Below are 13,155 nucleotides of genomic sequence, written 5' to 3'. Positions count from 1 at the left end.
CAGCATTAACGCCGTCGGCGGCGTGCAGGTTTTGCTTTTGGTTTTACTATAACGTCTGGCACGGCAGGCTGCTCTATCGGAAAAACAGGTAAAGCATTCAGTAAACGCTGTCCGTAGTTTTTGGTCAACAACCGCTTATCATAAATGACCACTTCTCCCCGACAGGCATGGCTACGGATCAATCGCCCTACCTGCTGAATTAAATTAAAAGACGCGCTTGGTAAGCTTTGTACCTCAAACGGATAACGATTCAGGCTTTTTAGCCATTCGCCTTCGGTGATCACGACCGGGCTGTCGATCGGCGGGAAGGCAATTTTATGGATATGGACCTGCGTCAGCAGCTCGCCTTTAAGATCCAGCCCTTCGGCAAAAGACTGAAGCCCAACCAGCACGCTGCGTTCGCCGCTCTCCACCCGTTTACGGTGCAGCTCCACCAGCCGGTAACGCGGCTGGTCGCCCTGGACCAGGAGGAGTAAGCGCACATCAGCGACATGCTCCAGAAAACGCTGCATCGCCCGCCCGCTGGCGAACAGTACCAGCATACCATGATGTTTTTTGCTCTCCAGTTGCTCACGAAAATAGGCCGCCATTTCGGCAATATGCTGCTCTTCGTTATCAATGGTGGGTTCGTAGCGCATTTGAGGAATCACCAGTTTCCCCTGTTCCACATGATTAAACGGCGAATCCAGCGCCACAAAGCGATCGCCGGCTTTTTCTTTTAAGCCGCTCATTTCCTGCAGGCGCGAAAAGCTATTGAGCGAGCGCAGTGTCGCCGAGGTGACAATAATGTGCGGTACGCTGCGCCATAACAATCTTTCCAGCTGATCGCTGACGCGGATACCGACACAATGGAACCAGACGTGGAGTTGCCCTTCGCGTATTTCACGCGTCGCCCATTTGGACACCGGCGCGCCTGAAGACTGCGCCATCGAAGCCAGCCGCCATAATTTACTTTGCGCCTCGAACATTCCCAGCGCCCGGTTCATCTGTAAAATCACCCGATGCAAACGCACAATATCGTGCGACCCGGTTTTTTCGCTGAGATCGTTGAGAAAGGATTCCGCCAGCCCACGCAGCGTCTCGGTCAGCTTCGCCAGTCGCTGACAGATTTCCATGACCTCATCAGGCAACTCGCCCATTGCAAAACGGTGCTCCGCCTCCTGCGCTGCGGGCATATACAGATTAAGAATGGCATTGAGCGAGGCGATCAGTTCGTATACCTCCTCGCAATGGGCGTTAAGTCGCTCAGGATTCGCTAACGGCGGCGTGGTTTTAGGGCGAAATTGCTCCATGCAGGTCGCCACCAGTTTGCTGAACAGATCCAGTTGCAAGCGATACCAGGAGGCGGTAATTTCCGCGCTCATCTCCAGCGCATCGCGAGCGACATCGGGCAGATGATGACCTTCATCCAGTACCAACAGCAGATGCTTTGGTTCCGGCAGTACGGCTTCACTTTCCATCGCCGCCATTACCAGCGCGTGATTCGCCACCACGACTTCCGCTTCCTGTATTTCACGTCGGGCGACAAAGAATGGACATTCGCGGTAATAGTGACAGTTGCGGTTCAGACAACTGGCTTTATCGGTACTTAATCGCCGCCACAGATCGTCGTCAATAGCAATGTCGGTATGATCCCGCAGACCATCCCATTTGTAACCGTCAAGATCCCCTTTCAGCCTGGCGCAGCGCTTTTGCTCTTCCTGGTTGTTAGGCGTCAGTTCGTCATCAAGAAAGGCGAGCAGATCCTGCTGCGTAGGCTCGCTACTGGCGAGCGCCGCCAGGTTTCGCGGACACACGTAACGCCCGCGGCCAAAGGCGGCGGTAAAGCGCAGATCGGGGATGATTTTTCGTAGCAGCGGCAAATCTTTGCTAAAGATCTGATCCTGTAACGCCACGTTAGCGGTACTGACCACCAGTGTTTTTTGCTCTTCCCGGGCAATGGCGATACCGGGAATAAGATAGGAGAGGGTTTTCCCGACGCCGGTCGGCGCTTCAATAGCCAGATGTCTCCCTTCTTCCCCGGCCAGCGTTCTGGCGACGTCAGCAATCATCTGCCGCTGCGGCGCACGGGGAATAAAGTCGGGGATCTGGTCCTGAAGCGCCTTATACCAGGCGGCGATTTGCGCTTTCAGCGCAGCGGTCAATGCCATGAGAAAACCTGAAGTACTGTATAAACAGCCACTATTGTGTCACATTTCAGGGGCGGGAAGTACCTTTTTTACCGGTTCTGGAAGGCGGCTCGCAACGCGATGTGTATTTTGCCGGATGGCGGTGCAAGCACCTTATCCGGCCTACGTATTTGCATAGTCCGTAGGCCCGGTAAGCGTCGCGCTACCGGGCATGTTGCCGGATAAAATTTACTGGGCAGGCGTGATTCTGCGCGGGCGACGCGGCGGACGTGCTTTGTCGCCAGCGGGTTTCCCCTCGCCTGTGCGCGGTTTTGGTTTCGCCTTCGCCGCCCCGCTATCCTGACGTCGCGGCTGCTGACTGCGCCCCGCTCCCCCCTGATTTTGTCCGCGACCACGACCGCCGCCGCCGCGCTGCTGACGGCCATTCTGAATCGGCTCCGCTTTAATCGACGGGTCCGGCTCATAGCCCGGCGTCGTAATGCGTGGGATCTCTTTTTTCAGCAATTTTTCGATATCACGCAACAGTTTATGCTCGTCAACACAGACCAGCGACAGCGCCTCGCCAGTTGCCGCCGCGCGACCGGTACGGCCAATACGGTGTACATAATCTTCCGGCACGTTCGGCAGCTCATAGTTGACCACGTGCGGCAGCTCTTCAATATCCAGACCACGCGCCGCAATATCCGTCGCCACCAGCACGCGAATATCGCCGGATTTAAAATCGGCCAGCGCGCGGGTACGTGCGCCCTGCGATTTATTACCATGGATCGCCGCGCTGCGAATACCGTCTTTGTTAAGCTGTTCCGCCAGATGGTTCGCGCCATGCTTGGTGCGGGTGAAGACCAACACCTGCTGCCAGTTGCCCTGGCCAATCATCTGCGACAACAGTTCACGTTTGCGTTTTTTATCGACAAAGTGCACGTGCTGCGTTACCTGCTCTGAGGCCGTGTTGCGGCGCGCCACTTCGATTTCCAGCGGGTTGCGCAACAGCTTTTCGGCAAGCGCTTTGATGTCGTCGGAGAACGTGGCGGAGAACAGCAGATTCTGACGCTTCGCCGGCAGTTTCGCCAGCACGCGACGAATGTCGTGAATGAAGCCCATATCCAGCATACGGTCGGCTTCATCCAGTACCAGAATCTCAATCTGATCCAGCTTCACGGCATTTTGATGTTCCAGGTCGAGCAGACGTCCCGGCGTCGCCACCAGCACATCCACGCCACCGCGCAGTTTCATCATCTGCGGATTGATGCTTACGCCGCCAAATACCACCAGCGAGCGAATATTGAGATATTTACTGTAATCTCTGACGTTTTCGCCAATTTGCGCCGCCAGCTCGCGGGTTGGCGTGAGGATCAACGCGCGCACCGGGCGACGACCTTTAGCGTGCGGCTGATGGGTAATCAGATGCTGCAACAATGGCAGGGTAAAACCCGCCGTTTTACCGGTTCCGGTCTGGGCGCTGGCCATCAGATCGCGGCCTTCCAGCACGGCGGGAATCGCCTGTTGCTGAATAGGGGTAGGTTCACGGTAACCCTGCTCGGCAATGGCGCGCAGGATATCAGGGTTTAATCCCAGGGAATCAAAAGACATAACTACTCCGGACCGCCCCGACCGTTGCCGGTGTAGTTTTCAGGGAGATGCTCAAATTTGGAATGACAAAAACCACAATGTCATGAAGGGGCGGAGTGTAGCAGTTTTTGTGATGCGGCGCATAAATTATCCCGGAAGGTGGCAAAGACAAATTAATCGACCACACTGGACAAGTGCCATTATGAGTCATAATCTTAATCAATCGATTGATTAAAAATTAGGGCGTGTGATGAATATTCCCACCACGACCACCAAGGGCGAGCAGGCGAAAAGTCAGCTCATTGCCGCCGCGCTGGCGCAGTTTGGCGAGTATGGCCTCCATGCCACCACGCGCGATATCGCCGCGCTGGCGGGGCAAAATATTGCCGCTATTACTTACTATTTCGGCTCAAAAGAGGATTTATACCTCGCCTGCGCCCAGTGGATTGCCGATTTTCTTGGCGAAAAATTTCGCCCCCATGCTGAAAAAGCGGAACGTCTGTTTAGCCAGCCTGTCCCTGACCGGGACGCCATACGCGAGCTTATTCTGCTCGCCTGCAAGAACATGATTATGCTGCTGACGCAGGAAGACACCGTTAACCTGAGCAAATTCATTTCACGCGAGCAGCTCTCTCCCACGTCGGCCTATCAATTAGTTCATGAACAGGTTATCGATCCGTTGCACACCCATCTGACAAGATTGGTTGCCGCTTATACCGGCTGCGACGCCAATGATACGCGCATGATTTTGCATACCCATGCCTTACTGGGCGAAGTGCTGGCGTTCCGTCTCGGCAAAGAAACTATTCTGTTACGTACCGGCTGGCCGCAGTTTGATGAAGAAAAAGCGGAGCTGATTTACCAGACGGTAACCTGCCACATCGATCTTATTCTGCACGGTTTAACGCAAAGGAGTCTGGACTGATGAAAAAACCTGTCGTTATCGGACTGGCAATCGCAGCGATCGTCGCTGTGATTGCCGGTGGAACCTGGTGGTATCAAAGTCGGCAGGACGATGGGCTGACGCTATACGGTAATGTCGATATCCGTACCGTCAATATCAGCTTTCGCGTCGGCGGCAGACTGGCGTCGCTGAATGTTGATGAAGGCGATGCCATCAAAGCCGGACAGGTGCTCGGCGAACTGGATCACGCGCCATACGAAAACGCGCTGATGCAGGCGAAAGCTGGCGTGTCGGTCGCGCAGGCGCAATATGATTTGATGCTGGCAGGCTATCGCGATGAAGAGATAGCCCAGGCCGCCGCCGCCGTCAGACAGTCGCAAGCCGCCTATGACTACGCGCAAAACTTTTATAACCGTCAGCAAGGATTGTGGAAAAGCCGCACCATTTCCGCTAACGATCTGGAAAACGCCCGCTCATCGCGCGATCAGGCGCAGGCAACGCTGAAGTCCGCGCAGGATAAACTGAGCCAGTACCGTACCGGTAATCGTGAACAGGATATCGCCCAGGCGAAAGCCAGCCTGGAACAGGCAAAGGCCCAACTGGCGCAGGCGCAGCTTGATTTACAGGACACCACGCTTATCGCGCCTGCCAACGGAACCTTGCTCACCCGCGCGGTCGAGCCTGGCAGTATGCTGAACGCCGGCAGCACGGTATTAACGCTCTCGCTGACCCGCCCCGTCTGGGTGCGCGCCTATGTCGATGAACGCAACCTCAGTCAGACGCAACCGGGGCGCGACATTCTGTTGTATACCGACGGTCGTCCTGACAAACCTTACCACGGCAAGATTGGTTTCGTTTCGCCCACCGCGGAATTTACGCCGAAAACCGTCGAAACGCCGGATCTGCGTACCGATCTTGTCTATCGCCTGCGCATTATCGTCACCGATGCGGACGATGCGTTACGCCAGGGGATGCCAGTCACGGTGAAATTTAATGACGAGGCACGGCATGAGTGAGGCCGTTATTACGCTGCACGGTCTGACGAAGCGCTTTGCGGGAATGGATAAACCCGCCGTCGCGCCGCTCGACTGTACCATTCATTCCGGTTATGTCACCGGGCTGGTAGGGCCGGACGGCGCAGGAAAAACCACGCTGATGCGTATGCTGGCGGGCCTGCTCAAAGCCGATGGCGGCAGCGCGTCCGTATTGGGCTTCGACCCGATACAAAACGACAGCGAGCTGCACGCGGTTCTGGGCTATATGCCGCAGAAATTCGGTCTGTATGAAGATCTTACCGTCATGGAGAACCTTAATCTCTATGCCGATTTGCGCAGCGTTACCGGCGAGATACGGGAAAAGACCTTTGCCCGTTTGTTGGAGTTTACCGCCCTCGGCCCTTTCACTGGCCGTCTGGCGGGGAAATTGTCCGGCGGGATGAAGCAAAAACTGGGGCTGGCCTGTACGCTGGTCGGCGAACCGAAAGTGCTGCTGTTGGATGAACCGGGCGTTGGCGTTGACCCGATTTCACGGCGCGAGTTGTGGCAAATGGTCCACGAACTGGCGGGCGACGGGATGCTGATTTTATGGAGCACCTCCTATCTGGATGAAGCCGAACAGTGTTGCGATGTACTGCTGATGAATGAAGGCGAGCTGCTCTATCAGGGCGAACCTAAAGCGCTGACGCAAACGATGGCCGGGCGTAGCTTTCTGATGAGCAGTCCACAGGAAAACAACCGTAAGTTACTACAGAGAGCGCTCAGACTGCCGCAGGTGAGCGACGGCATGATTCAGGGACGTTCGGTACGCCTGATCCTGAAAAAAGAGGCGACCGCAGCAGATATTCGTCAGGCCGAAGGGATGCCGGAAATCACCCTCAATGAGACCGCGCCGCGTTTCGAAGATGCGTTTATCGATCTGCTTGGCGGAGCGGGAACCTCGGAGTCTCCGCTGGGTTCAATCCTGCATACGGTTGAAGGCACTGCCGGCGAAACGGTGATTGAAGCGCAGGAACTGACAAAAAAATTTGGTGATTTCGCGGCCACGGACCATGTTAATTTCGTCGTACAACGCGGCGAGATTTTTGGCCTGCTCGGCCCGAACGGCGCGGGTAAATCAACCACCTTTAAAATGATGTGCGGCCTGCTGGTGCCGACATCCGGCAAGGCGCTGGTGCTGGATATGGATCTGAAAGTCAGCTCCGGCAAAGCCCGTCAGCATCTGGGCTATATGGCGCAAAAATTTTCGCTTTACGGCAACCTGACGGTTGAGCAGAACCTGCGTTTTTTCTCCGGCGTCTACGGTTTGCGGGGCCGCGCGCAAAATGAAAAAATTCAGCGCATGAGTGAAGCATTTGGTCTGAAAAGCATCGCGTCGCATCCCACCGATGCGCTGCCACTGGGTTTTAAACAGCGACTGGCGCTGGCCTGCTCGCTGATGCACGAACCGGATATTTTATTCCTTGATGAACCAACATCCGGGGTTGATCCCCTCACCCGCCGTGAATTTTGGCTGCACATTAATAGCATGGTGGAAAAAGGGGTCACGGTAATGGTGACGACCCACTTTATGGATGAGGCGGAATATTGCGATCGCATCGGACTGGTTTATCGCGGGAAGCTTATCGCCAGCGGTACGCCGGACGATCTCAAAGCGCAGGCCGCCGATGAGCAACAGGCCGATCCGACGATGGAGCAGGCCTTTATCACTCTCATCAATGACTGGGATAAGGAGCATACGCATGAGTAAGTCTCTCTCCTGGCGCCGCGTGCGTGCGTTGTGCGTCAAAGAGACGCGCCAGATCGTGCGCGATCCCAGTAGCTGGCTGATTGCGGTGGTGATCCCGCTGCTGTTGCTGTTTATTTTTGGTTACGGCATTAACCTCGACTCCAGCAAGCTGCGGGTGGGGATTCTGCTTGAACAGCAAAGCCAGGAGGCGCTGGATTTCACTCATGCGATGACCGGTTCACCCTATATCGACGCGACCATTAGCGATAATCGCCATGAATTAATTGAAAAAATGCAGGCCGGACGCATTCGCGGACTGGTGGTGATTCCGGTGGATTTCGCGCAGCAAATGGCGCGCGACGGTGACAGCGCGCCGATTCAGGTGATTACCGACGGCAGCGAGCCAAACACCGCCAACTTCGTTCAGGGTTATGTGGAAGGCATCTGGCAAATCTGGCAACAGCAGCGGGCGGAAGATCGCGGCGACACCTTTGAACCGCTCATTGACGTCCAGACGCGCTACTGGTTTAACCCGGCGGCGATCAGTCAGCATTTTATTATTCCCGGGGCGGTGACCATTATCATGACGGTAATTGGCGCAATCCTCACCTCGCTGGTCGTTGCCCGCGAATGGGAGCGCGGCACGATGGAGGCGCTGCTCTCAACCGAAGTGACGCGTGTTGAACTGCTGCTGTGTAAGCTTATTCCCTATTATTTTCTCGGTATGCTGGCGATGCTGCTCTGTATGCTGGTATCGGTGTTTATTCTCGGCGTGCCGTATCGCGGTTCGCTGGTGATTCTGTTTATTATCACCAGTCTGTTTTTACTGAGTACGCTGGGGATGGGGCTGTTGATTTCCACCATCACTCGCAACCAGTTTAACGCCGCGCAGGTGGCGCTGAACGCCGCCTTTTTACCCTCGATTATGCTGTCCGGATTTATCTTCCAGATAGACAGTATGCCTGCGGTGATCCGCGCGGTGACCTATATTATTCCGGCGCGCTATTTTGTCAGCACCCTGCAAAGTCTGTTTCTGGCCGGCAATATTCCGGTCGTGTTAGGCGTTAACGTACTGTTTTTAATCGCCTCGGCGGTGATGTTTATTGGCCTGACGTGGCTAAAAACCAAACGACGGCTGGATTAAATATGTGTATGGATAATTGTCGTCGTAGGCCGGATAAGGCGTTCACGCCGCCATCCGGCATTATGCCTGATGCGCTTTGCTTATCAGGCCTACAAACTGGACCGAGAGGACGGACATGTTTCATCGCTTATGGACATTAATTCGCAAAGAACTGCAATCGCTTTTACGCGAACCGCAAACGCGCGCGATCCTGATTCTGCCGGTGCTGATTCAGGTCATCCTGTTTCCATTCGCCGCGACGCTTGAAGTCACTAACGCGACTATCGCTATCTACAACGAAGATAACGGCAAACATTCGGTAGAACTTACCCAGCGCTTTGCCCGCGCGAAAGCGTTTACCCATGTGCTATTGCTGAACAGTCCGCAGGAGATCCAGCCGACTATCGATACGCAAAAAGCGCTGCTGCTGGTGCGCTTCCCGGCGGATTTCTCGCGGAATCTGGATACCTTCCAGCCTGCGCCGATGCAACTCATTCTTGATGGACGTAACTCTAACAGCGCGCAAATCGCCGCCAATTATCTGCAACAGATCGTCAAGGAGTATCAGCAGACATTGATGGACGGCAAGCCAAAGCCCAACAATAGCGAACTGGTGGTACGCAACTGGTATAACCCGAATCTGGACTACAAGTGGTTTGTGGTGCCCTCGCTGATCGCCATGATCACCACTATTGGCGTGATGATCGTCACTTCGCTGTCCGTCGCCCGCGAGCGTGAACAAGGCACTCTGGATCAGCTGCTGGTCTCTCCGCTCACCACCTGGCAGATTTTCGTTGGTAAAGCGGTGCCGGCGCTGATTGTCGCGACCTTCCAGGCCACGATCGTGCTGGCTATCGGCATTTGGGCATACCAAATTCCCTTCGCCGGTTCGTTAGCGCTGTTTTATTTCACGATGGTGATTTACGGGCTGTCGCTGGTAGGCTTTGGCTTGCTGATATCATCGCTTTGCGCCACGCAACAGCAGGCGTTTATCGGCGTCTTTGTCTTTATGATGCCGGCGATTTTGCTCTCGGGTTATGTCTCGCCGGTGGAAAATATGCCGGTCTGGCTGCAAAACCTGACGTGGATAAACCCTATCCGCCACTTTACTGATATTACCAAGCAAATTTATCTTAAGGATGCGAGTCTGGGGATTGTCTGGGGAAGTTTGTGGCCGCTACTGGTGATAGCGGCCACCACGGGTTCAGCGGCGTATGCGATGTTTAGACGCAAAGTGATGTAGCTTTTTATCTTTCGCCAGTAGCGAGACCACGGCGGGCCCGGCCAGGATAGCCAGCCCCGCCAGCGCCAGTAAGACATTGTTTTGCAATACGCGGGATAGCAGCCAGAGGACAATCAGCGCGGTGCCGAAGTACCAGGTGGTAGTCAGCTCTTCCAGCACATCCGCCACATCGCGCCAGCGTTGCTCATGATGGCGCTGCAACGCCAGCATCAGCAGTACCGTCACGCCATAAAGCACGCATAATCCCAGGCCGACGCGCACTAATGTGCCGCTCATCCAGCCTATTACCAGCATCGCCACTACCAGTAAATGCAACATAATCTGCCAACAACCGAGGCCGGTTGCGACACGAACGCGTTGTTGCCACTTCATGGCTTTTCTCCTGAAGCATTTTTCTCTCATTATTCAGAGTACCGAACTTTACGGAAAATTCCGTAAGACCGCATCTTTTTGTGACGACGACTACACTATTTCAATCAGGATAGTGACGCGGACAGGAAGAAAATGACTCAACACACGCGAAATTTTTCATTCAAAGTGCTCACAATTAATACGCACAAAGGTTTTACCGCCTTTAATAAACGCTTCATCCTGCCGGAGCTGCGCGACGCCGTCAGAACGGTCGGCGCCGATATCGTCTGTCTGCAAGAAGTGATGGGCGCGCATGAAGTACATCCGCTGCATATCGAAAACTGGCCGGACACTACCCACTATGAATTTTTGGCCGACACCATGTGGAGCGATTTCGCCTATGGCCGCAATGCGGTCTATCCGGAAGGCCATCACGGTAACGCGGTTCTTTCTCGCTATCCCATTGAACATTATGAAAATCGCGACGTCTCGGTCGGCGGTAGCGAAAAACGCGGCGTGCTCTATTGCCGCATTACGCCGCCCATGCTCAACCGCCCTATCCACGTCATGTGCGTACATCTCGGCCTGCGGGAGAGCCACCGCCAGGCACAGTTAACCATGCTGGCGGGATGGGTGAATGCCTTGCCGGAATCAGAACCGGTGCTGGTGGCCGGAGACTTTAATGACTGGCGGCAAAAGGCCGGCCCGCCGTTAAACGCGGCCGGGCTGGAGGAGATATTCACCCGTGCCCATGGCCGACCGGCGCGCACATTCCCGGTGAGTATGCCGCTGCTGCGACTCGATCGTATTTACGTCAAGAATGCGAACGCCAGTTCTCCTACGGCACTACCGCTGCGGAACTGGCGACATTTATCAGACCATGCCCCCCTTAGCGCGGAGATCCATCTATGAAATGCGGCTGGCGTGAAGGTAATCAAATTCAGCTACTGGAAAACGGCGACCAGTTCTATCCTGCCGTGTTTGAGGCTATCGCTCAGGCACAGCAAAAAATCATTCTGGAAACCTTCATCTTGTTTGAAGATGAGGTGGGTAAAAAACTCCATGCCGCTCTGCTAAAAGCCGCACAGCGCGGCGTAAAAGCCGAAGTATTACTCGACGGCTACGGCTCTCCCGATCTCAGCGACGCGTTTGTCGGCGAATTAACCTCGGCGGGCGTGATTTTCCGCTATTACGACCCCCGCCCGCGTCTACTGGGGTTGCGAACCAATATCTTCCGCCGAATGCACCGCAAAATTGTGGTAATTGATGATCGTATTGCCTTTGTCGGCGGCATTAACTACTCCGCCGAGCATATGTCGGATTACGGCCCGCAGGCGAAACAAGACTACGCGGTACGGGTCGAAGGGCCTGTTGTGGCCGATATCCTGCAATTCGAAGTCGAGAATCTGCCGGGGCAAAGCCCCGCGCGCCGCTGGTGGAAGCGCCATCACCAGGCTGAAGAAAACCGTCACCCCGGCGAAGCGCAGGCGCTGTTTGTCTGGCGGGATAACGAAGAGCACCGTGACGATATCGAACGTCATTATCTGAAAATGCTGACCCAGGCAAAGCGTGAAGTGATTATCGCTAACGCCTATTTTTTCCCCGGCTATCGCTTGCTCCACGCAATGCGTAAAGCCGCCCGCCGTGGCGTGAGCGTAAAACTGATTGTCCAGGGGGAACCAGACATGCCGATAGTCAAAGTCGGCGCGCGGTTGCTCTATAACTATCTGGTGAAGGGCGGCGTGCAGGTTTATGAATACCGACGCCGTCCGCTGCATGGCAAAGTGGCGCTGATGGACGATCACTGGGCCACGGTAGGGTCGAGTAATCTCGATCCGCTCAGCCTGTCGCTTAACCTTGAAGCTAACCTGATCATTCACGATCGTACCTTTAACCAGACCCTGCGCGATAATTTACAAGGCATCATCGTGAACGATTGTAAGCAGGTCGATGAGTCTATGCTGCCGAAACGCACCTGGTGGAACCTGACCAAAAGCGTGCTGGCGTTCCACTTTTTACGTCATTTCCCGGCGCTGGTCGGCTGGCTACCTGCGCATACCCCGCATCTGGCGCAGGTTCCCCCGCCTGCCCAGCCAGAAATGGAAACCCAGGATCGCGTTGATCCAGAAAATACAGGAGTGAAGCCCTAATGGCTAAATCGCATCCGCGCTGGCGGCTGGCTAAAAAAGTGCTGACCTGGCTGTTTTTTATTGCGGTCGTCGTTCTGCTGGTGGTTTATGCTAAAAAGGTCGACTGGGGTGATGTCTGGACCGTCATCCGCGACTATAACCGCACGGCGCTTTTAAGCGCTGTAGGACTGGTGATCGTTAGCTATCTTCTGTACGGCTGCTACGACCTGCTTGGACGGCTTTATTGCGGCCATAAACTGGCGAAGCGACAGGTGATGTTGGTATCGTTCGTCTGCTATGCCTTTAACCTGACGCTCAGCACCTGGGTCGGCGGGATCGGGATGCGTTACCGACTATACTCTCGCCTCGGGTTGCCCGGCAGTACTATCACGCGCATTTTCTCGCTCAGCATTACCACTAACTGGCTGGGCTATATTCTGCTGGGCGGCATCATTTTTACCTTCGGCGTTGTCCAGCTTCCCGACCACTGGTATATCGATGAAGGCACGCTACGTATTCTCGGTATCGTTTTATTGTTGATTATCGCGGTCTATCTGTGGTTTTGCGCCTTTGCAAAGCGGCGGCATATGACGATTAAAGGGCAGAAACTGGTGCTGCCATCATGGAAATTCGCGCTGGCGCAGATGGCGATCTCCAGCGCGAACTGGATGGCGATGGGCGCCATCATCTGGCTGCTGATGGGTCAGGATGTGAACTATTTCTTTGTGCTGGGCGTACTGCTGGTGAGCAGTATCGCGGGCGTCATCGTGCATATTCCGGCAGGCATCGGCGTGCTGGAGGCCGTATTCATCGCGTTGCTGGCGGGCGAACATACGTCGCAAGGCACGATTATCGCCGCCCTGCTCGCGTACCGCGTGCTTTACTATTTTATTCCCCTGTTGCTGGCGCTGGTGTGCTACCTGATCCTGGAAAGCCGGGCGAAGAAGCTGCGGGCGAAAAACGAGCGGGCGATGGCGAAATAA

11 protein-coding genes are annotated in these 13,155 nt (G+C 55.1%); 8 read left to right on the top strand and 3 right to left on the bottom strand.

Annotated elements, in window-relative coordinates:
- Window positions 1–5 precede the first annotated feature (5 nt).
- Together dinG and rhlE are read right to left on the bottom strand one after the other, a co-directional pair.
- Window positions 6–2,150, bottom strand: coding sequence for an ATP-dependent DNA helicase DinG (gene dinG, locus J4645_RS02735; protein ID WP_001218630.1), 2,145 nt, complete (start codon window positions 2,148–2,150; stop codon window positions 6–8).
- A 207-nt stretch (window positions 2,151–2,357) separates the two neighbouring features.
- Complete coding sequence (gene rhlE / locus J4645_RS02730; RefSeq protein ID WP_000007065.1) at window positions 2,358–3,719, bottom strand: ATP-dependent RNA helicase RhlE; 1,362 nt, start codon at window positions 3,717–3,719, stop codon at window positions 2,358–2,360.
- A 229-nt stretch (window positions 3,720–3,948) separates the two neighbouring features.
- On the opposite strand from rhlE, the gene cecR reads away from it, so the two are divergent.
- The 5 genes from cecR (at window position 3,949) to J4645_RS02705 (ending at window position 9,692) form a co-directional block, all read left to right on the top strand.
- The gene (cecR, locus tag J4645_RS02725; RefSeq protein ID WP_001025260.1) at window positions 3,949–4,623 is read left to right on the top strand and encodes a transcriptional regulator CecR; all 675 of its coding nucleotides are present in this window, start codon (window positions 3,949–3,951) and stop codon (window positions 4,621–4,623) included.
- Window positions 4,623–5,618: a secretion protein HlyD gene (hlyD, locus tag J4645_RS02720; RefSeq protein WP_001528821.1), complete on the top strand. Its 996-nt coding sequence runs from the start codon at window positions 4,623–4,625 to the stop codon at window positions 5,616–5,618. Before cecR ends, hlyD begins: the two co-directional genes overlap by 1 nt.
- Complete coding sequence (locus J4645_RS02715; protein WP_023215094.1) at window positions 5,611–7,347, top strand: ATP-binding cassette domain-containing protein; 1,737 nt, start codon at window positions 5,611–5,613, stop codon at window positions 7,345–7,347. The genes hlyD and J4645_RS02715 overlap by 8 nt, the downstream gene beginning before the upstream one ends.
- Window positions 7,340–8,470 (top strand): ABC transporter permease, encoded by a 1,131-nt coding sequence (locus J4645_RS02710; protein ID WP_000045765.1) that lies wholly within the window; start codon window positions 7,340–7,342, stop codon window positions 8,468–8,470. Before J4645_RS02715 ends, J4645_RS02710 begins: the two co-directional genes overlap by 8 nt.
- A gap of 115 nt (window positions 8,471–8,585) precedes the next feature.
- Window positions 8,586–9,692, top strand: a complete 1,107-nt coding sequence (locus J4645_RS02705) for an ABC transporter permease (RefSeq protein WP_000469050.1) — start codon at window positions 8,586–8,588, stop codon at window positions 9,690–9,692.
- Here the strand turns inward: J4645_RS02705 and J4645_RS02700 are convergent.
- Window positions 9,654–10,064: a YbhQ family protein gene (locus J4645_RS02700; protein ID WP_000871970.1), complete on the bottom strand. Its 411-nt coding sequence runs from the start codon at window positions 10,062–10,064 to the stop codon at window positions 9,654–9,656. The genes J4645_RS02705 and J4645_RS02700 overlap by 39 nt on opposite strands.
- A gap of 132 nt (window positions 10,065–10,196) precedes the next feature.
- Here J4645_RS02700 and J4645_RS02695 point away from each other — a divergent pair, with 132 nt between their 5' ends.
- Genes J4645_RS02695 through J4645_RS02685 form a run of 3 tightly spaced genes read left to right on the top strand, consistent with a single transcriptional unit; the run spans window position 10,197 to window position 13,155 of the window.
- Window positions 10,197–10,955, top strand: coding sequence for an endonuclease/exonuclease/phosphatase family protein (locus J4645_RS02695; RefSeq protein ID WP_000192039.1), 759 nt, complete (start codon window positions 10,197–10,199; stop codon window positions 10,953–10,955).
- On the top strand, window positions 10,952–12,193 hold the full coding sequence (gene clsB, locus J4645_RS02690) for a cardiolipin synthase ClsB (protein ID WP_000649639.1): 1,242 nt from the start codon (window positions 10,952–10,954) through the stop codon (window positions 12,191–12,193). Before J4645_RS02695 ends, clsB begins: the two co-directional genes overlap by 4 nt.
- Entirely contained in the window at window positions 12,193–13,155 is a 963-nt protein-coding gene (locus tag J4645_RS02685; protein ID WP_023215095.1) for a YbhN family protein, read from the top strand. The genes clsB and J4645_RS02685 overlap by 1 nt, the downstream gene beginning before the upstream one ends.

Origin of the sequence: Salmonella sp. 32082101201600294FB01SM01, assembly GCF_017572865.1 — a bacterium.
Taxonomy (GTDB): domain Bacteria; phylum Pseudomonadota; class Gammaproteobacteria; order Enterobacterales; family Enterobacteriaceae; genus Salmonella; species Salmonella enterica.
This window is presented reverse-complemented; position numbering and strand designations above follow the sequence as displayed.